Raw genomic sequence first — 22,934 nt, forward strand, 5'->3', positions numbered from 1 at the left:
CCCTATTGTATCCTCAGGGAGGCTAAAACAAAACGTCAATCTTTAATAAACCAATAACTTTCACGCCCTCTGGCCGTTTCAACATGCAGATTAGTACTATAAAATTTAATTCTAATTTGTCCTTGCTGCCCAGTAATATATTGCGCAGCGCCAATTTTGTTAAACCGCGCAACCACTTCATCATTAGGAAAATGCCATTGCCCTTTGTAAGCACTCGAATGCACCACAACTTTAGGGTTAACAGCCGCGATAAACTCACTACTTGATGAAGTACCACTACCATGATGCGGGCTTATTAATACATTGCTTGCTAAATTATATCCTGCGGCAATTAGTGCGTGCTCTCGTTGCTTAGAAATATCACCAGTAAAAAGTACACTGTGTTGCGCGCTACTAATTTTAACTACGCAGGAGTCATCGTTGTTATTGTTAAAAGTAATTGAACTAAACGTTTGTATTTTAAGCCCATAAAAATCCATAGTCATGGTTTTACATAAACTCGGTATACCATTTGGATGAAAAGTACTGAGAGTCGATTCAAAGCCTGCCTCAATAAAATGTTTAACTCCTCCTGCATGGTCGTTATCTTGATGGCTTAAAATAGCGGTCGCAACATTCAGGTTATTAGCTTTTATATACGGCAGTAAAATACTACGTGTACGGCTAAAGCGGTTAAAATAACTAGGGCCAAAATCATAAATTAATGCATTGTTATCTTTTTCTAACAACACCATCAAACCATGGCCAACATCAAATATGTTTACTTGCCAATCACTTTTGGAAGTAAAGTAACTATCAACCAGCAATACACTTAACGGGATACAAGCAAGCCATTTAAATTTCACTAAATACAGTAGTAGCATGATTACATAACTAAACATTACTATATCTAAAGTAATTGTTCCTACATTAAACCAACGCCAGCCTGGCGGTATTGCCATTAATTGTTGATACAAAAAATACAATACGGGGTCAAATAACGACACTATCAGGCTCATATCAATAACACTGCTCAATATCGCAACCACTAATAATAATGGCATAATGATAAAGGCGAGCAACGGAATAGCGATTAAGTTCAAGACTAACCCTGCCAAACTCACACCATTAAAAAAGTATAAAGACAAAGGCAATAAGCCTATAAATAGTGCCCCTTGTATAGCACATAACATGCCTACTTTAGCGATAACAGAGGCCCCCTTAAAGGGTACTTTTGTAATAACAATAAAGATGATAACCACAGCTAAAAATGAAAAATACAAACCAGGATTTAATACATTAAAAGGGTTAATCATTAAAACTAAAACCAAGGCGTATAAAATACTGCGCCAACGTAGCGATTGTTTAGCTAGGTAATACAATAATAAGTAGCACCCTAACATTATTAAAGCCCGGGTCGCAGAAACAATAAAATCGCTTAAATATACATAAACAAATGCCGCTATAAAGCCCATTAAGCTATAACAAGTTGCAAGGTTAATTGTTTGTTTTATTCTAATTCTGGCGTGGCTTACAAGTGAGCGTGTTACAAAAAAAGCAAAGCCAAATACTAACGAAATATGCAACCCAGAAATTGCCAGTAAATGGCTTAACCCCAGCGTTTGCATGGTCAGCTTTTGTTCAAAGTTCATTAAAGACTTGTCGCCCGTCAGCAGCGTATAATAAAGCCAGTTAAGCTTAGACTCTTTAAATATGTGTTTAATATAGTGGCGATAAGCTATAACGTGTTGGTTTCTTTTTGTATCAGTAATAATTAAATTTTTATTGAGTACTTTGCCTTTAAAAAATATTTTTTGTGTAAATGCATAAAGTTGATTGTCAAAAACAGTAAAATTTTTTGTGCTTCTAAAGTTTTTTAAATGTGCGTGAGCACTGAAGGTTGCGCCTACTTCTAATATTTGCGCTGAATCAACACTTAACATAGCACTGGGGGCAGTAAAATAAGCGTAATCTTGCTCATCAAGCTTAATAATTTTTGCTTTTATATATTGCGGAGCATTAGCTGATACAACGTCTTCAACAACTAACTTTACTGAGTATGCATACTTTTCACCCTGCGCTGGTAGCTCAAACGAGTAAAAAAGTGTGAAATGCACTAAGATAGCAAAAATAGCGCAAATAAAGCCTAACAAAACATTTGAAAACGGCTTAAAATAAGCGCTCGCAATTAGGATTGAAATTGTGATGAGTATAAATTCGAGGGTTTGAAAATAAAATACGGTTGCAATACTTCCGCACACAAATCCAAGACTAATCCACATTGATGTAAATGGTTGCTTTAAATGGCTAAAAAAACGATCCAACGATTTTTACCCGATCCAAATAAAATTAGGCATCACAAATCACTTAAAATATTTGGCCGTTTGTTACAAGACGCAAACCTTTGGCATTTAAATAGACGCTCTGCGCGTGGTGCATTTGCTGTCGGGTTATTTTTTGCGTTCATCCCTGTTCCTTTTCAAATGGTCCTAGCTGCAGCAACCGCTATAGTGTTTAGGGTAAACCTGCCCATTTCAGTGGCCTTAGTGTGGATAACTAACCCCGTTACCATGCCACCTATTTTTTACTGCTCTTATCTTATTGGCACCCTAGTACTAAACCAGCCAGAACAACATTTTTCCTTTGAAGCAAGCTGGCCTTGGTTTATCGAAAGCTTAACGACTATTGGTCCAGCATTTTTAGTTGGCTCCTTGGTGTCGGCATCAGTTGCCGCGATGATCGGCTATTTTGGAATAGATATTGTTTGGCGGCGTTCAGTTAGAAAAGCATGGTTAATACGTAACAAGTAGCCAATAGTTATAATGACTATAGACAAAAAAAGCCCAACTTAACAAGTTTGGGCTTTTTTTAGTTTTTCGGCTTAAATTTTCGATTTAAATTCTATTAAAATCTAAATACTCGTCTAAACGCAATCAGTGGTAATAATAATAATCCATACCAAGAGAAGCTTGCAGAGCGACGCTCATACACTTCGGCATCAGGTGGTGCGCAATCCTCTATCGTGCCATTAGGTATTGGCGAAAGCTTTACTGCTACAGCAACACTTTCATATTCAGTTTTACCGTTAACATCGGTTACAACTTCACCTAATGAGTTACGCTTTTCAACAGTTTTAGTGGCCACACCAAATATTTCATTGTTTTCGTTAATCACTTTAGCTTCACTCATGCTATAGCCATAACTACTTGTACCGTCCATGTCGTAACACGGCAATAAGTCATTTAAATTAGTGATTTTATCATCACCTATTTTATAAATGAACGCAGCTGATCTACGTGAACTATCAGAAACACCAACCTCACCTTCGCCAACAATATAACCTTGATTGTTTATACTGTTACCGTATGAGCTTGAGCTCGTAAAATAGCTATCTGGATAAACGGTAGTACCTGTTGCTATATCATGATAGAAAAACTTATTACGTAAGGTACCCTCAAGACGTTTTGTTGCATAACCAGTAATAATATTATTATCGTTGATCGCTAAAGACATTCCACCTTGCCAGTCATCCCGCTGTTCAATAAAATCAATTACTTCGCCATCTTTAAAATAAGCTGGCATGGTTAAAATAGTACTTTCACGGTCAAAATAACGCGTGTTTGATACACCAACAGCAACCCCTTTGCTGTTAACTGCTAATGCATTACTGATCAACGTGGTATTTTCAGTTTCATCATCATCAGGCGCTAAAGCTAAACCTAGTACCTCAGTAAAGGTGATATTAAATGCGTTATCGAGCGTCCATTTAGTTGCTTGCTTATTAAATAGTCCGCGGGTTGTTTGGTTGTTAATAACTTCAATACAGGCTAAAAATGGCTCATCTTTTTCATCGCAGTTATCTGTAATATTAGTTTGACGCGATTGCGGTATACCAAGTGACATATTGCCAACAACAATATAACCATCTGCGGTTTTTACAATATCAGAGGCTTGGCTAGTGCCACCATATTCACTAAATTGGGGCTCCAGAGGAACTTCCACACCGCTTTCAGATATAATAATACCGCGCTCTATAAAGTCGCGGGTAAACCAAGACTCAGCCTCATTTTCATTTTCTGGTGTGAAATCCTTTTTATTGTAAGGAGCACTGCCCCAGCCAACTGTAGTGCCATCTTCTGCAACAGCATTATAAAAGTTAGTTACAGAGCGGGTAACACCAGGGTAATCTGGTGAGCTTATATCAAACAAAGTTTGCTCAACAGCAGCGCCGCTATCATATTTTATTGCTGTTAGTGAGCTTAACTTTTGAAACTGATAACTAGACGACATATTTGCTAAAAAACGAACCATGAAACTATGCGCATCTGCATTAGTTGCTACAGCATTGTTTTTTTCTATGTCCTCTAACGTAAAAGTAATCTCTTTATTACTACGCTCAAATATATTAACTTCACTAGTGTAAGCGCTTTTTATTGAGCTCTCTGTAAAATCAATATGCTCAATATCTACAGGTAAATTATATAAGCCATTAGCTATGCCTATAACATGACCACTTTCACTTACATCGGTAACGTAGCTGAGTTTTGCGCCTTCAAGTGCACCTAATTCCGTTAATTGATAAGTCGCACTTAATGCTGAAGTACTCATTGTTGCTAAAATACTGGCAGCGAGTAATTTATATTTCATTTTAGTCCTTACTACTGATTTTTTAATTCTTCAAGTTCTTCCCAGCGCGAAAACGCGGCCTCAAGGTCTGACTCAAGTTTTGCCAAATAGTTCAATGCCTTAGCCGTTATATCACTGTCTTGCTTAAAAAAATCAACATCACTAACTATGGCTTGTTGAATTTCAACATCGGCTTCGAGTTGTTCCATTTTATTAGGCAGTTGCTCTAATTCAAGTTTTAATTTGTAAGAGAGTTTATTACCTTTAGCCTCTGCTTTAACTACTGGCGCAGCAGGTGCTTTTTCAACTTTTTTAGTTGCTTGCTGTGGTTGATTTTTTTGTTGCTCTGCTAAGTAATTAACATAGGCTTCGTAATCACTGTAGCCGCCAACAATATCAGTAATCTTGCCATTACCTTCAAATGCCCAAACACTAGAGCAGGTATTATCAATAAACTCACGGTCATGGCTTACTATTAATACTGTGCCTTGATACTGGTTAATAATATCTTCCAAAAGCTCTAATGTTTCTATATCCAAATCATTAGTTGGCTCATCGAGTACCAATATGTTTGACGGTTTTAAAAACAGTTTAGCCAATAACAAGCGGTTTTTTTCACCACCCGAAAGCGCTTTAACTGGTGTACGGGCACGTGCTGGCGGGAACAAAAAGTCTTGTAAGTAACCTAATACATGGCGCGAGCGACCACCCATCATTACTTCTTGCTTACCTTCAGCAACGTTGTCTTGTACTGTTGCTTCTTCATCTAATTTTTCACGGTATTGGTCAAAGTAAGCAAATTCTAAATTAACACCTTGCTTAGTTTCACCGCTATCTGGGGCTAGGCTACCAAACATTAATTTTAATAACGTTGTTTTACCAATGCCATTAGGACCAACTAAACCAATACGATCGCCGCGCATAACCAAGGTTGAAAAATCATCTGCAATCACTTTATCTTTAAATGCATGACAAAGATGCTTAGCTTCAAATACTAATTTACCCGAACGATCTGCGGTTTCAATATTAAAGTCTGTTTTACCTACTTGGTCAACACGTTGTTTACGCTCGTTACGTAGTTGCTTAAGTTCACGTACGCGCCCTTCATTACGGGTTCTTCGTGCTTTAACACCTTGGCGTATCCACGTTTCTTCTTCGGCTAAACGCTTATCAAATAAAGCATTTTGGCTTTCTTCAACTTTTAAGTCGTGGGCTTTTTGCTCTAAATAAGTAGCATAGTCGCCAGGGTATGATATTAATTTACCACGGTCTAAATCTAAAATACGCGTTGCAACAGCACGAATAAAGGCACGGTCATGCGATATAAATACAATGCCGCCTTTAAATTCTTTTAAAAATTGCTCAAGCCACATAACACTTGCCATATCTAAGTGGTTAGTAGGCTCATCGAGTAATAATAAGTCTGGCTCACTAACCAGTGCACGAGCAAGTGCAACTTTACGTAACCAACCACCTGAAAGTGACTCAAGCTTAGCATCAGGTGTTAACTCTAATTGGGTTAAAACAACTTGAATGCGACTGTCAAAACGCCAGCCATCAACCGCTTCTAATTGGTTTGATAAACGCTCAAGTTTATTTAATAACTTATCGGTACATACGGTCTGTAGCTCTGTACTCACATGATGAAAATCAATCAGTAAGTTGGCAATTTCAGGCATACCTTGAGCAACATAATCAAATACAGTGCCGCTTGCGCCTTTTGGTGGATCTTGTTCTAAACGAGAAATTCTTATACCGCCAAGCTGGTTTATTTCGCCATCATCTAATAAAACCTCACCATCGAGTACTTTTAATAACGTTGACTTACCAGCACCATTTCGACCTACAACACACACACGCTCGCCACTTTCAATCACTGCATCTGCTTTATTAAGCAATGCATGAGTACCAAAGGCCAGTTGTGCTTTTAAAATTCTAATTAAATCCATAATTCTTCTTTGCTCTTATTCTGCTTGCGCTAAAAATTCACGCACGTCTAGTGCAGTAAAAGGCCAAAATAATTGTTGGCCTTGCTCACTTTTAAATACCGGAATACTAACCTGATAATCAGCAATAAGCTGATCATCAGTCATAATATCTACTAGCAATAATTCATTGTGGCTATTAACTAATCCCTTAATTAATTGCTCAGCTTGTTCACACAAATGACAACCATCTGTGTGATATAAAATCCACTTAGCCATGGGTAATTAACCAGCTATTATGAATTTTTTTATTACGCTTAAAATCAGGCGATAAGGTTTTGTCAGAAATATTAACCGCTTTTAAGCCCAAGCCAATTAAACCCACTTCATCCATAACAAAGCCACGTTTATTATTAGAAAAAATAAGCGTACCCGACGGGCTTAATATTTTTTTAACCCAAGTTAATAACTTAATATGATCGCTCTGCACATCAAATGCATCTTTCATACGCTTAGAGTTTGAAAACGTCGGGGGATCTAAAAAGATTAAATCGTACTGCGCCGTCGCATGCTCTAGCCACTTTAAGCAATCTGCTTGCTCAAAACGGTAGCGAGTATTACTAATATTATTTAAATCAAAGTTGTCTTGGCCCCATTTTAAATAGGTTTTTGACAAGTCAACCGTGGTAATTGCTTTAGCGCCACCAAGTGCTGCATGTACTGACGCAGTACCTGTGTAGGCAAATAAGTTTAAAAAGCGCTTATCTTTGGCGTTTTCTTGAATATAACGACGCATTAAACGGTGATCTAAAAACAAGCCAGTGTCTAAGTAATCAAATAAATTCACTTTAAACTTAGCGCCAAACTCTTCAACCACCATAGTGCGGTTTTGTTTAGCCATTGGCGTGTATTGCTCTTCGCCTTTTTGCTTTTTACGTACTTTTACAGCAATATTCTCTGGTGCTATTTTGAGTTGTTCAGCGGTTAAGCTGATCACATCTTGTAAGCGTTTTTCAGACGTTTTTTCATCAATTTCTTTCGGGGCTGCGTATTCAAAAATAACCGCTGAGTCACCGTAAATATCTACAGCAACGTTGTACTCAGGAATATCAGCTTCGTATACACGGTATGCTGTAATTTCGTTTTGCTTAAGCCAGTTTTTTAAACCCTGCTTGTTCTTTTTCAATCGATTAGCAAAAGACATTGAACCTTCAAAATTCAGCGCTTTTTTATCATCGGTTGTCAGGCTTACTTGTTTGTCATCAAGTTGATACAAGTTAAGTTCAACATCTAACGGGCCATTTTTAAATTTATAACGTTTCAGCCTAACCAACTTTAACAGCTTAAATAAGCTCTCATCCATACCCAGTAAAGCAAGCTTCCAATGATTGAAGTGCTTTTTAAAGCCCACACCTAAATTACGATGTAAATCTACAAGCTCAGCCATAGAACCAATACGCTCACCATAAGGTAAGTTAGATATAACTACGCCAGGTAATTTAGCCACTGCGGTTAGTTTAGTTGCATCACTTTGTTTAAACTTAATAATATCGTCTAGCTCAGCACGTTTTGCGTTATCAATTGCCTTACCTAATACTTGAGCGTCGTAATCGTGGCCAATGAGCCATAATTTAGGGTCTATAATATTGCCCAGCAATTCTTCTTTTAGCTCTTTAAATTTCGCAGCTCTAAAACTTGGTAAGCGCTCAAATGCAAAGCCTTCGCGAAATAAGCCGGGAGCTTCGTTGCGCGCCATACCGGCAGCTTCAATTAAAATAGTACCTGCACCACAACATGGGTCAAACAAAGGCTGATTTACATTTTCAAGCCAGCCGCTGCGTTTGATTAATGCCGCTGCTAAATGCTCTTTTATAGGTGCTTTACCTTGGCCCTGTCGGTAACCACGCTCAGATAAACGCGGGCCAGAGTAATCTATATACATAGATACGCCATAACGATTTAAACGCGCAACCACACGCACATTAGCGTCTTGTTTATCAACATTAGGGCGCTGCTCGAATAAGTCGTTAAAGTAATCAACTATGGCATCTTTTATAACTAAACCAGAAAACTGTGTATTTTTTAATGAGTCGTTGGTGCCATTAAAGTCGACAGCAAACGTTTGTGTAGGCCCAAACCATTCTTGCCATGGTTGTGAGCGAGCAAAGTTATACAGGCTATTTTTGTCATCTACGCCTTCTTTTTCTTCAATAAGCATAAGCACGCGCGTAGCAAAGCGAGTCGATAAACACACCTTTTGCGCCAATAATGAGTCTGCCTCAAAGCGAACAGAACCAACAGTTTGCTTAGACACAGTTGCGCCAAGTTCTGTTAGTTCATCAACCAATAAATTTTCGATTCCGATAGAAGTAAGTGCGATAAATTGCAAAGTAGTAACCCTTAATAGCTAATTGCGCAGGATTATAACATAGGTTTGCATACAAACACGCCATAAACACGGGCTGAAAATAAAATTAGATTAAGCTATTTTGCTATGAATATGCTGATTTAAGAGAGGATGTACACGATTGTTTAAAACGCGAATGGCTTCAAACTGTACTAATGATAAATTATCATCTAATTGAAAATTTTCACTTAGGTTAATACACACAGATGCATCACTGCTGTGCTCTACAATTAAAAACTCTCCCGACTGCGCTTTAGAGGTTAAATTAATAACGGCTTCAGTACTTGGAGTGCTTCCTGTGTATTGCTCAAAAAACCAACTTTTAGCAAGTACTGGCTTTAATTGAAATTTCACTGCGGTTGCATTGAGTGATATTTGACATAATTGCGCTGGATTCCACAGCTTAAATTGCACAAGATATTGATAAACTTGTTCATAAAAAGCGGCATCTTCTAAGCTAAAATAAGGGTTTTTAAATGTACTGTCAGTAAGTTGTCTTAACTTATAAGGAGTGCAGAGCTGCATATCTTCATTTAAATCAAGTAATAAGCGGTTTTTTTTGGCGCAAGATATCCACTGCCATTGCTTTGATGCTTGTAACATATCCCCTCCACGCTTAGCATTTAAATATAATAAAAACAATAAGAACAAAGTATAGCCGCTTTTAATCATTTTTAAAATGTTTTATTAGAACATTTATTGAACGATCAAAAGCTTAGAGGGCAAGTTAGCCTTTTAGTGTTAAAACAAACTTAACTTTTAAGGCTAAGTAGCCCTATTTTTTATAAACTATCAACTATCGATTTAATTAATTGTGGGCCTTTATAAATAAAGCCAGTATAAATTTGTACTAAATCGGCACCTGCGTTTATTTTTTCTTTCGCCGATGACACATCGTCAATACCGCCTACACCTATAATAGGTAACTGCCCATTAGTTAAGCGCTTTAGCTCGCTAACTACATGCGTCGCACGCTCCCTAACTGGCTGCCCCGATAAACCACCGGCTTCGTCAGCATATTGCTGACCCGCAACCATGCTACGCTCAAGTGTAGTATTGGTAGCAATTACCCCATCTATTTTATTGCTTAGTAAAGATTCACTTACTTGAGCAATTTGGATTGGATCTAAATCTGGCGCAATTTTTACCAGCATAGGTACCTGTTTACCATGTTTAGCAACAAGATCAAGCTGCTCGTTTTTCAAACTTTGTAGTAAATCATCAAGGGCTGCACCGTATTGTAAATCACGAAGCCCTGGGGTATTTGGCGATGAAATATTAACAGTTATATACGAGGCATGTTCAAACACCTTGCGCATGCAATGTATGTAATCGTCTTTGCCTTGCTCATTCGGTGTGTCTTTATTTTTACCAATGTTAATACCTAAAATACCGGTATAGTTGGCTGCTTTAACGTTATTAACTAAATTATCAACGCCTTTGTTATTAAATCCCATGCGATTGATAATGGCATTTGACTGCGGCAATCTAAACATACGTGGTTTATCGTTACCAGCTTGTGGGCGCGGAGTAACTGTACCCACTTCAACAAAACCAAAGCCCATTTGTGCAAATGCAGTAATACACTCTGCATTTTTATCAAGCCCTGCAGCAAGACCAACGGGGTTTTTAAGTTCTAAGCCTAAAAAATTAACTGGTTTATTCACAATATTTTGTGACCAAGCAGCGCTTAATGGTGTATTGGCAAAACGACTTAAATTATTAAGAGCGAACTCATGCGCCCACTCCGCATCACGGGTAAACATAAAACGGCGAGCTAAATCGTAAAACATGAATATAATCCTCTTAAAATGCAGACAAAAAAATACCTCAGACTAGGCCGAGGTATTGTATAACAATTTTAACCATTAACTCATTATTTTCACCAAGGAAAATAATGAGTAGGCATTAATTATGGTTTTTATTCTATTACACGCAGTTATGGCTTAATAACATGAGTTCACGTAGTGCTACTGAAAACTTAGCAAAATCGTGAGTTTGTGATGTTCTAAACTCTGCAAGCATTTGCTTCCAACGTTGTAATAATAACTCTTGGCTATCCATCCATTGCTCAATTTGGCCATTAACATCTTTGTTATCATCGGCAAAACCGTTTAATACCACTTCTGCTAATGTACGTTGTTGCCAATCAAGCTCTTCGCGGTACGATGCACGCGCTAATGCCTGCCAATGGTTTGCTACTGGTTGCTTAGTAATTTGCTCTAAGAACCAATGTAAGCCCATGTTTGCACCAAGCTTGAAGTAAGTATGCGATACAGTATCGATACTTTGTTTCGAACTTGCTGAGATTTCAGCTAAGTCCATAGCAGAAAACAAGCTAGATAAACCAGTAATGCGATTAGCTAGTTCAGCAGGCACACCACTTTGTGTTAACTCTTGGGCAGCTGCAACTAAAAGCTCGCCTTCTTTATCAACCATATACGTTGTTAAATTAGCACTTAAATCTGCAAATGTTGGCGCAAAAAATTCAACTGTTTGGGTAATTGTTTGTGCTTTGTTGCGATGACGTAAGAACCAACGTGTTACACGACGAACCGTGCGACGTAATTGGTATAGCATTTCAGTTTGTACAGCAGCCGGAATTTTATTATCAAGTGCAACAACCGAGGCCCACGTATCGCTCATTTGGAACAACTCGCTGGCAATTGAATAACATAAAGCAATTTCAGCTTCATTTGCACCGGTTTCTTCATGCATACGCACCATGAAGTTAAGGCCCATATCGTTAACAATTTGATTAGCCAGTTTAGTGGCAATAATTTCTTTACGAAGTGGGTGATTATCCATCGCTTCGTTAAACTTCTCACGCAGTGGTAACGGGAACGAATTAACTAACAATTGACGGTAATATGGATTTTCAGTAATTTCATCTGTAACAAATGACTCTTTAAGTACCATTTTAGAGTACGACACTAAAATCGCTAACTCTGGACGTGTTAAGTCTTTGCCAGCTGCTGCACGTTCTGCTAATTCTTCATCACTTGGGATAAACTCAATCGCACGATTTAGCTTGCCTTCTTTTTCAAGAGCATGAATAAAGCGAATTTTCTCTTTAAGCGTTGATGAGCCTTTAGATTGAGTAATTGAAATAGTGTGTGTTTGACGATAACAATCATTCAATACCAGCTTAGACACTTCGTCTGTCATAGCGTATAAAAGTTCATCGCGTTGCTTGCGCGTTAAGTCACCTGAGGTAACTAAACCATTAAGTAAAATCTTAATATTAACTTCGTTATCTGAACAAGTAACGCCACCTACGTTATCAATAAAGTCAGTATTAACACGGCCGCCTTTCGCTGCAAATTCAATACGTCCTAACTGAGTTGCACCTAAGTTACCGCCCTCGCCAAATACTTTAGCACCTAGCTCGCCACCGTTAATACGCAGTGCATCGTTTGCACGATCCCCTACATCGGCGTCAGTTTCTTTGCTGCTCTTAACATAAGTACCAATACCACCATTCCACAATAGATCGTAATCCATCATTAGCGCAGCTTTGATCAGTTCAGTTGGTGTCATGCTGGCTTTTTTAGTGCCTAACATTTTTTTCATTTCTGGGCTTAGTGTAATCGACTTAGCCGCACGAGAGAAAACACCACCACCGGCAGAAATTAAATCTTTATTAAAGTCTTCCCACGATGAACGCGGTAATTTAAATAAACGTTCACGCTCAGGATACGTTGCTGCTGCATCTGGTGTTGGGTCAATAAAAATATGCATATGGTTAAATGCAACTTGTAAACGAGTATGTTTAGATAACAACATACCATTACCAAATACATCCCCTGCCATATCGCCAATAGCTACCACGGTAAAATCGGTTGTTTGACAATCAATATCCATTTCGCGGAAATGACGTTTAACTGATTCCCACGCGCCACGTGCTGTAATACCCATTTTCTTATGGTCATAACCCACTGAGCCACCTGATGCAAACGCATCACCTAGCCAAAAGTTATATTCATTTGCAATGCCATTAGCAATATCAGAGAAAGTTGCAGTACCTTTATCGGCTGCTACAACTAAATAAGCATCATCGCCATCGTGGCGAGTTACATCTACAGGCGCAACAATTTCACCTTGTACAATATTATCTGTGATATCTAACAAACCACGAATAAAGATTTTGTAACACTCTTGGCCTTCTTTTAAGAATGCTTCACGCTCAGTTGGCAATTGTTTACAAACAAAACCGCCTTTAGAACCTACTGGCACAATTACCGCATTTTTCACTTGTTGTGCTTTAACTAAGCCAAGTACTTCAGTACGGAAATCTTCACGGCGATCTGACCAACGCAAGCCACCACGGGCAACACTACCGTATCGTAAATGCACACCTTCAATACGCGGAGAATATACAAAAATTTCAAACGCCGGTAATGGTAATGGTACGCCAGGAATTAAGCTTGGCTTAATTTTAAACGATACATACGATTTAAATTGGCCATTGCCATCTTTTTGAAAGAAGCTAGTACGCAGTGTTGCCACTATCATATCAACGTATAAACGTATAATACGGTCATCATCAAGATTGGCTACGTTTTCAAGTTCTAAATATATTTCTGTACTAAGCTTTTCAAGTGTTTTTTCACTTGCAGGGCTTTTAACTGAGAACTTTTTAGTAAACAAGTTAACAATTTTTGCTGCAATGTGTGGATAATTTGCAAAAGTGCCTTCAATGTAAGCTTGCGAGAAGGTAACCCCAATTTGGCGCATGTATTTAGCGTACGCACGTAATATTGACGCTTCACGCCCAGTAAGACCACCCATTAATACTAAACGGTTAAAACCGTCGTTTTCTAAGCGGTTATTCCAAACACTGGTTAACGCAGCGCGAAAACGTGCTGAAATTTTATCAAAATCTGCCATCCCTTTGCTATCAATTAGCATAGAGAAATCCATGATCCAATTAATGCTACCATCGCTAGTTTTAACTGAATAAGGTGTTTCGCCAACGACACGTAAGCCAAAGTTTTCTAGCATCGGCATCACATCAGATAAGTGAATAGGCTCATCTTTATGAAATAAGCTTAAACGCACAACATTGCTGTTAGCTTCTTCTTGCGGGCGATAAAATAACATTTCAAGTTTGTTTTCATCGTTAAGCATTTCTAGCTTTTCAATATCAACAACAGCTGCACTTGGTAATACTTCATCTTTATATGAGCGAGCAAATGCTTGAGCATACTTACGGTTTAATTCATTACCGCGTGCTTCGCCAGCTTGCTCTAGTAAGGCTGATTGTAATTTATCTTCCCAAGTACGGGCCGCTTCAACTAAATTGTTTTCAATGTCTTTCACTTTATACTCTATATTATTATCAGTCACACGCACGGTATAATGAGTACGGGCTAGTGTTGACTCAGAGAAATAGGTTGTAAATTCGACTTTTTCGTCAGAATTAAATGCATTTGCTAAAATATTTTGCGTTTCATGACGCAGTGCCGTGTTATAGCGCTCACGTGGTACATAAACCATACATGAGAAAAAACGTCCATAGGCATCTTTACGTACAAACAAGCGACACATATCACGCTCTTGTACTTGCAACACGCCCATTGCAACTTCTAGCAATTCGCTTTCGCGGGCTTGTACAAGTTCATCTCGCGGGTAGGTTTCTAAAATATTAAGCACCGCTTTATAAGCATGGGTGCCTTTGGCAAAATCACACATTTGCATAATACGGTCAATTTTACTTTTAAGAACCGGTACGTCTGCCGCACTGTAGTTATAAAAGTTTGACGAGAACAAGCCAATAAAGCGATCCTCACCAATAACATTGCCTTTGTCATCAAAACGTTTTACACCAACATAGTCGATATAAGCCGGGCGATGTACGCGTGATAATGAGTTAGTTTTAGTTAAAATTAGTAAGTTACTACTACGCGCATCTTGGCGAGCAGCTTCTGGTAATTCCGAAAGTAGACGAGTGTGTTCTACACCGGCATTTTTCATCAAACCTAAACTGGTTTCCATTACGCCTTTTAACTCGTAATCACCCTGTATTGGCGATAACTCATATTGGCGATAGCCCATTAGGGTAAAGTTGTCTTTAACTAACCAGTCTAAAAACTCAACCGTTTCATCTACTTCAGCATTATTTTTGCCAGCACGACGTTTTGGTAGCTCTTTACTAACTGCAATTAGCTTTTCGCGAATTGGCTGCCAGTCTTCTACCGCTACCGATACATCTGTAAGTACAGACTCTAACTCTTGTTTGAAAGACTCAATCACAGCTGAATCTGTTTGACGGTCAATTTCAATAAAGAATACTGTTTTGGTCGAGGTTGATTCTTGCTCTGCTTTTAAACCAGATAAACCTGAGATCTTGTCATTTTCATCTCGTTGGATTTTAAGCGGGCTATGTAGTAATAAGTGAGAGGCAATATTTTCACGAGTCATGGCCATACGTACTGAATCAACTAAAAACGGCATGTCTTTAGCTATAATCTCAACAATCGTATGCGATGACTGCCAGCCATCTTTTGCCACTTCTGGGTTGAAAACGCGAATAACCGCGTCATCAGACGTGTTCTTTTCTAGCGAATTCCAAAGGCTTAGTGCAGCACCATATAAGTCACTATCGTTACGATTAGCCAAATCCTCTTTAGACATATTGCTGTACAAGGCTTTGGCGAATTTTTCAACGAGTAACACATTATCAGCGCGAACTTTTTTGTGGATAAGCTTACAAACATTATCTAAAATAACTGAGGCTTGACCTTCATTTCGTGTCATTGTTTATTCCTTAAATCTATTACTGCTTAATAGCAGAATATTTGTACAGCATTTATTAGCGTGGAGTCGAGCAAATTCTAACTCGTTTACAACTAATAAACAGCCTTTTACGATGAAAACATTTTTAGCTTTTCAGCTATTTGGTCATCTATTCACAAATTATAGATATAAATGGCCTTTACAGGCCATTTAGGAGCAAACTTATTCACTTTATTTTTTCTGGTCAGTCCAGAGCAAGCTACCAATTGCTGGTAAAAGCAGCACTGCACCCAGCATATTTACTAAAAACATGAAGGTAAGCAAAATTCCCATATCAACTTGAAATTTCAAATCAGAGAAAATCCAAGTACTCACGCCAATAGCAAGTGTAATACCGGTAAATAATACTGCACTACCGCGCTCAATTAACGCATTTCGATAAGCAACACTCAGCGGTACATTTTGTTTTAACTGCCCCATCATCGACGACAATATATAAATACCATAATCAACGCCTATACCCACACCTAATGCAATAACTGGCAGTGTAGATACGGTTAAGCCAATTTCCAGCTGTACCATTAGTGCTTGTGCAAGAGTAGATACCACATACAGAGGTAACACTACTGCAATGGTTGCTTTTACGCTTCTAAAGCTTAGTAAACACAAAACAATTACAGCGCCGTAAACATACAGCATCATCGGAATTTGCGCCGCTGACACTGACTCGTTTGTGGCTGCCATTACACCTACTGGGCCTGATGCGAGTTTAAACGCAACTTTATCTGTGCCCTCTTCTTGTGCAAAGCGTTTAACACTTTCAATTACAAGGTCAATTGTTTGCGCTTTATGATCATCTAAAAAGATAATCACTGGCATCACTGAGCAATCGCCGTTGAGTAATCCCGTGCTGGTTTCTACCCGCGAGGTAGATTGTACTAAGCTTGCAGAGTTACGTGGCAGGCTTTGCCATTTAAGGTTACCTTCGTTATAACCGGCATTTACCGACTGCGCTACCGAGCTTAAGCTTACCGCTGATTGCACACCGGCAACATTCTCTACTTTGTATTGAAAACGGCTAATACGCTGCATCACATCATGCTCAGTACATGCTGCAGGATACGCTTCTACAATTACCTTTAAGATATCAGACGAAATGGTGTATTTGTCCGAGATTAAAAATGTGTCTTGGTTATAGCGTGCATCTTGGTGCAATGATGGTGCGCCAGCATGTAAGTCCCCAATACGCATTTTATCTGCTTGCCAATAACCAAGTGCAAATAACACTAAAGTAAAAGCAATTATCATTTTAGCAATTTTAGGATCGGTGGCTTTAACCAATAAATCTCTAATTGCATCAAGCATATTTGGTTTTTTAGCATCACCCGATTGAATATGTACACTATTTTCAAAGTGCATATACGACGCCCATACAGGGAGTAAAATCAGGTTAGTAAATATAATTACCGCAACACCTAAACTAGCTGTTATAGCAAGCTCTCTAATAATACCAATGTCAATGGTTAGCAGAGTTAAAAAGCCAACCGTATCCGATAACAACGCAATGCCGCCTGGGATCAATAATGCTCTAAAGCTTGACTGACAACATTCTCGCGTACTTTTACCTTCGCCTACTTTTTTACCTATCGCGTTAATCATCTGCACACCATGGCTCACACCAATTGCAAATACTAAAAAAGGTACCAAAATAGACATAGGATCTAAGCCAAAGCCTAAACTCGACAGTAGCCCTAATTGCCAAATTACAGCAATGATCGAACACATTATAGGTAAAATAGTCAGCTTTAAACTGCCACAAAATAGCCAAACCATAATAAAAGTAAAGGCAATCGCGATGGCAAAAAATACCACCACACCTTTTGCACCTTCGGCTATATCACCGGCCATTTTAGCAAAACCAATTATATGAATACTCACCTTGTCGGTGCTTAGCGGTTCACGTAGTTGTGTTTCGAGTTTTTGCGCAAATGCTAAGGTATCGAGCTTTTCTTGGGTTTGCGGATCGGTTTCCATTAATTGCGCTGTCACCATCGCACACGAATAGTCACTGGCAATCATGCGCCCAACTACTTTCGCTTTTTCGATATTTTCTTTAACGACCCCTAAACCCTGTTTATCGGCTTTAAAATTAGCAGGAATTATTGGCCCGCCGGCAAAACCATCTTCAACTACTTCAACAAATCGAGCGCTGGGTGAAAATATTGAATTTACTAAAGGTCGATTAACACCAGGGATAAAATATAGCTGGTCGTGTACCGCTTTTAATTGGGTAAAAAATTCAGGATTAAAAATATCGCCGCTGTCGTCACACACCGAAATTAAAATACTGTTAGCGCCACCAAACTGCTTTTCATGTTTGGTGTATACCTTCATATAATCGTGGTTTAACGGAATGTTTTTATTAAACGAGGCATCAAGTTGAATTTGTGTCGCTTTAAATGCCAATAAACAGGTTATAAGCACAAAGCTTATAAGCATAATTAAGCGATGTTTAAATATCGCATTTTCTATAAAGTCTAAAATCTTATGCATTAAGGGGTCAACTCCTTCACTTTAATGCCATCTTCTGTTGCCATGATTAGTTTATTATTTAAAATCACACCATCTAGAATTGCTTTACCGTCGGCCAACTGCTCATGTGTAAGCTCAGCGTTTTGCAAATGAAAAATCACGCCGCTATTGGCCAACATTAGCCATTGTTCATTGTTATAATTTATGATGTTGTTAATCGTTGCTGTTTTTTTATTATCAAGGTGCTGCCAATTTTGATCACCTTGCTGGCGAGTAAAAACATTGCCTCGTAATCCTGCCACTACCTCTTGCTGCGCATTGGCGCTAAATGCAAAAAATGATCCTGGGTAAATTTCGTCAACTCGCTGCCATGTTAAGCCTGCATCGGTACTTTTTGCCATTAAGCCCATTTCACCCACTAACATTAAACCGTCTGGAGTTTGCTCAATGCGGTTAAAGTGCGGCAAAATTGAGGCTGTTTCTGCTTCATAACCTTCTGGGTCGTGTTCTTTTAAATCACTCAAATATTCTCTATCGTCACTAAATAATAGCGAGTCTAAAAAACGTTTTTGCCAGTGCTTACCACCGTCGCTGGTTTGATAAAACATGCCATAAGCCCCCACAGCATAACCATGTAGCTCATCTTTAAATAAAATATCTAAACACGGTTTATCTATCTCTGGCTTAGCTTGTTGTAAATGCCACGTTTTACCACCATTTGTAGTATTTATTATTGTTGCATCGTGCCCACAGGCCCAGCCATTGTTTTCATTAGTAAAATCAACCGCAGTTAACAATACTTGAGTTGGCACCGATTCTGCTTGTTGCCAATCAATACCATTAATACTTGTAATTACAGTGCCATGCTTACCAACAGCCACTAAACCCGCTTTAGTTTGGGTAATATCAGTCAATAACGTTTTATCGGCGTTTATTGCACTAATAGCAAATTGAGGAGTTTCTTGTGCAACACTCGCACCGCTGAGGATCAGGCTGGCATATACCAAATACTTCATAAATTTAAATCGCCTTGAACTGGGGAATTGTTTGTCTATTTAGGTGAGGAAAAGCCCTGCGCGTCAAAAAGACAAACGCGATGAGAAAGGAAAAAAGGCACCTAACCAATCGGTTAGGTGCCTACTATTAACTATCTACCTTCGCGACGTAATGCGCTTGATGTAAACTCATTGTCGTTAAACGACTGAGAAAAATCATACATTTTGTGCTGGTTATCTAAACCAATTGCTAAGTAACGACGAGAGTTTAAATCGTGATAAACCTCTAACGTACTCCACTGCGTTGGTACTTCATAGTAGTTAAGGCCATAAGCCATAGCTACACGGTAAAGTTGGTCACGGTTATCGTAAATATCGGTAACCTGTACTTGCCAGCTATCTTCATCAATATAAAACACACGTTTTTTATAAATATGGCGCGTATCATCTTTTAAGTTAGCTTCAACCACCCACACACGGTGCTTTTCGTAGCGTGTATGCTCAGGGTTAATATGTCCTGGCATTAATATTTCGTCATAGCTTAGTTTATCGCTATGGAGCTTATAACTATTGTATGGAATATAAAGCTCTTGCTTACCTTTTAATGTCCAGGTGTAACGGTTTGGTGACCCGTTAAACATGTCAAAGTCATCAGTAGTACGTAAGCTGTCAGCTGCTGTACCTGGTGCATCATAAGCAACGTTAGGTGCACGACGAACACGACGTTGACCACTGTTGTAGGTCCATGCTTGGCGTGGCGTTAATATTTGGTCCATGGTTTCATGCACTAATAACGCAGTACCCGCTAGGCGTGCAGGCTCGGTTACTTTTTGTTTAAACTTAAACAAAATATTTGAGTCTTGCAGTTGCGCAGGTGTAGCACTTGGATCTGAGTATTTAACTAGTAGTTGCTCATCAAAACCAACATAGTTATACGAACCCGAAGCGGTAGGTGCTGCTTGGCCGCCAAAACGCTCAATAGACTGACCACGGTAACGTAGCAAGTGATTCCAAATTGCCTCTAAACCAGTTTTAGGAATAGGAAATGGAATACCAATTGCTGTACTTTTAATCCCATTACCGCCTTCTATTAGCTCTGCAGTGGGTGCAAATTGCTTAGTTGCATCATATACAAATTGCGGGAACGAAGCAGAGCGACGAGTTGCATATACTGGCATTTTAAAGGTATCAGGATACGCTTCAAATAACGCAATTTGGCCAGGGCTTAAGTTCGCTTTATATTTTTCAATATTGCTTTTATCAATAGTAAACAACACTTTATCCGTATTAAACGGGTCTAAGTGATGCATACCTGCTTTATAACCTGCCGGTGCTGCGGTAATACCACCATTCCACGCAGGAATAGAACCATCTGCATTGCCTGCTTTTTGAGCGCCTAGTGGCGTTAAGTCTGCACCTAAGCGCGCAACTTCTTCGCTGCTAATTTTAGCTAAAGCAGCGTGACTTGCAAACAAGCTACAAAATGCAGTAGCAATGAGGGTAGGTTTTTTAATCATAATAATATTACCCCTAAATAGAATATTTTAAGTTAAATGAAATGTAATCGCGATCAGAGAAGGTATTAATGTCGCCGCCACCCCAAAATGAGTTGTAGCTAACATCTAATGACCACGCATTTTGATAGTTAAAGTTCATGGTTGCACCTAACGATTTACGATCCTCTATAAACAAAAACATAGGATCTGGCGTGCTACCATTTACGTCATGAGAAAATACAAAACGTGGCGAAAAGTTAATACCGTTATACAGGTTATAATAATCACCTTTAGCAATTAAGCGATAACCCCACGATGTAGCCGTAGCAAATTGTTTTTGCTCTGCTCCATTTGATAACGCCATATGTAGCGCAGAATAATCAGAACTGCCTGGGCCGGTCATAATGCCACTACGCCCAGTACCAGAAACGTTTAAACGCATTTCATCGTACTCCGGCATACTATGAATACGCACGCCACCAACCTCACCTACCACAGCCCAGCTATCTGCACCCAAAGATGGGCCAAATAAATGCGTCGCGGTAAATTGTAATTGACTGGTATTACGCTCTATATAACCTTTTGCTAGCTCGCCTGGGCCAACAACACTGACAGCATTGCCTTGGCTCATTTGTGAAATACCTGCAAATTCAGGGCGTAAACCTGCCACTGCTAATTGCTCTGGCATTGCAGCGTAAAGTAGCTCTACGTCATCAATTTGTAGTGGTTCATCTTCGCGAAAAGTAAACTCACCGGCAAACGCAGTTTCACCTAAAGATGTGTTGAAGCTCAAACCATAGAGTTTAATGTCTTCTGGGTATTCATTTTTTGCTAAAGAGAAAGCTCTTAAATTATGAATATTATCTTCAGTGATTTCAGTCGTTGTAATCATTGCTAAATCTTGGGCAAGTGAAGCTTGAGTAAAATTAGACACTCGACCAGATACTAACGGGCGACGGCTATGATAATTCACATGATAAAATGCCACTTCCGTGTCATTAAATTCAGGTAAAAACACGCCTAAACGTAAACCGTATTGGCCGCCGTCATCCGGCTCTACTTTACCTTCATCGCCTTTACCTTTTAGTGCTACCTTAGTTGGATAGGCTAAATACATTTCGGCCAGTAGCGCTTTGCCTTGAGCACTTGAAGGATCAACGCCTTTGAGTGAGGCTGCTAGGGCAAAGTCAGAGGTTAAATTATTTAAACTGTCGGTTAAAAATGCTAAATCAATATCAGGATTTGAAGTAAAACCTAACTGCACATTTTGCTGATAACCATTTTCAGAGGCAAAGTCATTGGTAGAAAAATACGTTCCCGTTGCTGGTAAGCGTGTTTCTTGCCATTGGTATTGATAAAAACCCTCTAAGGTTACGTTATCAGTAATACCTAACGACGCCCATAACATACCAACAGGTATAAAGGCTTCTTTAAGCTCTGCACCAGGCGCTTTTAAACGGTCTATGTCAACTGGGTTAACGTTAATACCATGCGATATTAATGTACTTTCACCCCAATTTATTACTTGTTGACCAACGCGAATTGATAGTGGGTTTTTTCCTTCATTTAAATCAAAGCTTGCCCATACATACGCATCTAATAAACGGATGTCAGCACAGCTTTGTGCTTTTGTATCTTTGTCATCACATGGATCGACGCCTTGGCCTGAGGTAGGGTTTACATAAGCACGATCGCCATCCATTAACTCAAAGTCATAAAAATACATAAATCGAGTAAACAAACCATAATTATCTTTACTGATAGATAGATCATGGGTGCCCTTTAATAGTTTTGAAAACGAATCACCACTATCAAAGTTTAAATCGCCTGCATCACCATTGTTTGAATATGATCCTGGTTGCGCCCACACATCTTGCGATGAGTAAACGGTATTGTTTAAGGCTGGGTTATAACCCGTCCAATCGAATGAAGGGTTGTTACTTTTACCTATTAAGCCAAAGTCTCGGTCTTCTACACGAATACTTTGCCCATAAGAAAAAGTGGAGTCGAAAGTTATATCAAAACCTCCGGCTTCAAAAACTGCCGCTTGTGCAGTCATTGCAGATAACCCTAAGCTTGCGGCTGCTAAACCTATAGCGATTTTATTTTTAACAAAAAGCGATCTTCTTATCATTTTGGTTTCCCCCCTGTCGCGGGTCATTTTGTGTGATCAAGTTATTGTTTTTAGTGTAATCGTAACGATAGAAGCGAATTAAACAAATTACAAACAGTCGCC

General features: G+C 39.0%; 13 protein-coding genes. 1 reads left to right on the forward strand and 12 read right to left on the reverse strand.

Annotated elements, in window-relative coordinates; all coding sequences use genetic code 11:
* Positions 1-35 precede the first annotated feature (35 nt).
* Positions 36-2,303, reverse strand: coding sequence for a DNA internalization-related competence protein ComEC/Rec2 (locus tag PNIG_RS09320; protein ID WP_089368351.1), 2,268 nt, complete (start codon positions 2,301-2,303; stop codon positions 36-38).
* Between PNIG_RS09320 and PNIG_RS09325 the strand changes: the two genes are divergently transcribed.
* Positions 2,283-2,789 carry a DUF2062 domain-containing protein gene (locus PNIG_RS09325; protein WP_089368352.1) on the forward strand — a complete coding sequence of 169 codons (507 nt, stop codon included), beginning with the start codon at positions 2,283-2,285 and terminating at the stop codon, positions 2,787-2,789. The genes PNIG_RS09320 and PNIG_RS09325 overlap by 21 nt on opposite strands.
* Positions 2,790-2,883: 94 nt before the next feature.
* Here the strand turns inward: PNIG_RS09325 and PNIG_RS09330 are convergent, their stop codons facing one another.
* The 11 genes from PNIG_RS09330 to PNIG_RS09380 all read right to left on the reverse strand — a co-directional run bounded on the left by PNIG_RS09330 (position 2,884) and on the right by PNIG_RS09380 (position 22,832).
* Positions 2,884-4,626: a DUF3466 family protein gene (locus PNIG_RS09330; protein WP_089368353.1), complete on the reverse strand. Its 1,743-nt coding sequence runs from the start codon at positions 4,624-4,626 to the stop codon at positions 2,884-2,886.
* 11 nt (positions 4,627-4,637) lie between these two features.
* Positions 4,638-6,554, reverse strand: a complete 1,917-nt coding sequence (uup, locus tag PNIG_RS09335; protein WP_089368354.1) for an ATP-binding cassette ATPase Uup — start codon at positions 6,552-6,554, stop codon at positions 4,638-4,640.
* Between the two features lie 15 nt (positions 6,555-6,569).
* Entirely contained in the window at positions 6,570-6,809 is a 240-nt protein-coding gene (locus tag PNIG_RS09340) for a glutaredoxin family protein (protein ID WP_041454446.1), read from the reverse strand.
* Positions 6,802-8,919: a bifunctional 23S rRNA (guanine(2069)-N(7))-methyltransferase RlmK/23S rRNA (guanine(2445)-N(2))-methyltransferase RlmL gene (gene rlmKL / locus PNIG_RS09345; RefSeq protein WP_011328345.1), complete on the reverse strand. Its 2,118-nt coding sequence runs from the start codon at positions 8,917-8,919 to the stop codon at positions 6,802-6,804. Before rlmKL ends, PNIG_RS09340 begins: the two co-directional genes overlap by 8 nt.
* 90 nt (positions 8,920-9,009) lie before the next feature.
* Entirely contained in the window at positions 9,010-9,540 is a 531-nt protein-coding gene (locus PNIG_RS09350; protein ID WP_011328346.1) for a cell division protein ZapC, read from the reverse strand.
* Between the two features lie 179 nt (positions 9,541-9,719).
* The gene (pyrD, locus tag PNIG_RS09355) at positions 9,720-10,730 is read right to left on the reverse strand and encodes a quinone-dependent dihydroorotate dehydrogenase (protein WP_011328347.1); all 1,011 of its coding nucleotides are present in this window, start codon (positions 10,728-10,730) and stop codon (positions 9,720-9,722) included.
* A 136-nt stretch (positions 10,731-10,866) separates the two neighbouring features.
* Positions 10,867-15,696: an NAD-glutamate dehydrogenase gene (locus PNIG_RS09360; protein ID WP_011328348.1), complete on the reverse strand. Its 4,830-nt coding sequence runs from the start codon at positions 15,694-15,696 to the stop codon at positions 10,867-10,869.
* A 210-nt stretch (positions 15,697-15,906) separates the two neighbouring features.
* The gene (locus tag PNIG_RS09365) at positions 15,907-18,228 is read right to left on the reverse strand and encodes an efflux RND transporter permease subunit (RefSeq protein WP_011328349.1); all 2,322 of its coding nucleotides are present in this window, start codon (positions 18,226-18,228) and stop codon (positions 15,907-15,909) included.
* Positions 18,228-19,223: a YCF48-related protein gene (locus tag PNIG_RS09370; protein WP_011328350.1), complete on the reverse strand. Its 996-nt coding sequence runs from the start codon at positions 19,221-19,223 to the stop codon at positions 18,228-18,230. Before PNIG_RS09370 ends, PNIG_RS09365 begins: the two co-directional genes overlap by 1 nt.
* Before the next feature lie 131 nt (positions 19,224-19,354).
* Positions 19,355-20,719: a DUF1329 domain-containing protein gene (locus PNIG_RS09375; RefSeq protein WP_011328351.1), complete on the reverse strand. Its 1,365-nt coding sequence runs from the start codon at positions 20,717-20,719 to the stop codon at positions 19,355-19,357.
* Positions 20,720-20,732: 13 nt separating this feature from the next.
* Complete coding sequence (locus PNIG_RS09380; RefSeq protein ID WP_011328352.1) at positions 20,733-22,832, reverse strand: DUF1302 domain-containing protein; 2,100 nt, start codon at positions 22,830-22,832, stop codon at positions 20,733-20,735.
* Between the last annotated feature and the right edge of the window lie 102 nt (positions 22,833-22,934).

The sequence above is a fragment of the Pseudoalteromonas nigrifaciens genome (assembly GCF_002221505.1).
GTDB lineage: Bacteria > Pseudomonadota > Gammaproteobacteria > Enterobacterales > Alteromonadaceae > Pseudoalteromonas > Pseudoalteromonas nigrifaciens.

Bases quoted from the DNA above. Each gene is read 5' to 3' on its own strand.
- PNIG_RS09340 (WP_041454446.1), bottom strand. From the start codon at position 6,809: ATGGCTAAGTGGATTTTATATCACACAGATGGTTGTCATTTGTGTGAA.
- PNIG_RS09325 (WP_089368352.1), top strand. From the start codon at position 2,283: ATGGCTAAAAAAACGATCCAACGATTTTTACCCGATCCAAATAAAATT.
- uup (WP_089368354.1), bottom strand. From the start codon at position 6,554: ATGGATTTAATTAGAATTTTAAAAGCACAACTGGCCTTTGGTACTCAT.
- PNIG_RS09380 (WP_011328352.1), bottom strand. From the start codon at position 22,832: ATGATAAGAAGATCGCTTTTTGTTAAAAATAAAATCGCTATAGGTTTA.
- pyrD (WP_011328347.1), bottom strand. From the start codon at position 10,730: ATGTTTTACGATTTAGCTCGCCGTTTTATGTTTACCCGTGATGCGGAG.
- PNIG_RS09375 (WP_011328351.1), bottom strand. From the start codon at position 20,719: ATGATTAAAAAACCTACCCTCATTGCTACTGCATTTTGTAGCTTGTTT.
- PNIG_RS09330 (WP_089368353.1), bottom strand. From the start codon at position 4,626: ATGAAATATAAATTACTCGCTGCCAGTATTTTAGCAACAATGAGTACT.
- PNIG_RS09350 (WP_011328346.1), bottom strand. From the start codon at position 9,540: ATGTTACAAGCATCAAAGCAATGGCAGTGGATATCTTGCGCCAAAAAA.
- PNIG_RS09360 (WP_011328348.1), bottom strand. From the start codon at position 15,696: ATGACACGAAATGAAGGTCAAGCCTCAGTTATTTTAGATAATGTTTGT.
- PNIG_RS09370 (WP_011328350.1), bottom strand. From the start codon at position 19,223: ATGAAGTATTTGGTATATGCCAGCCTGATCCTCAGCGGTGCGAGTGTT.
- PNIG_RS09365 (WP_011328349.1), bottom strand. From the start codon at position 18,228: ATGCATAAGATTTTAGACTTTATAGAAAATGCGATATTTAAACATCGC.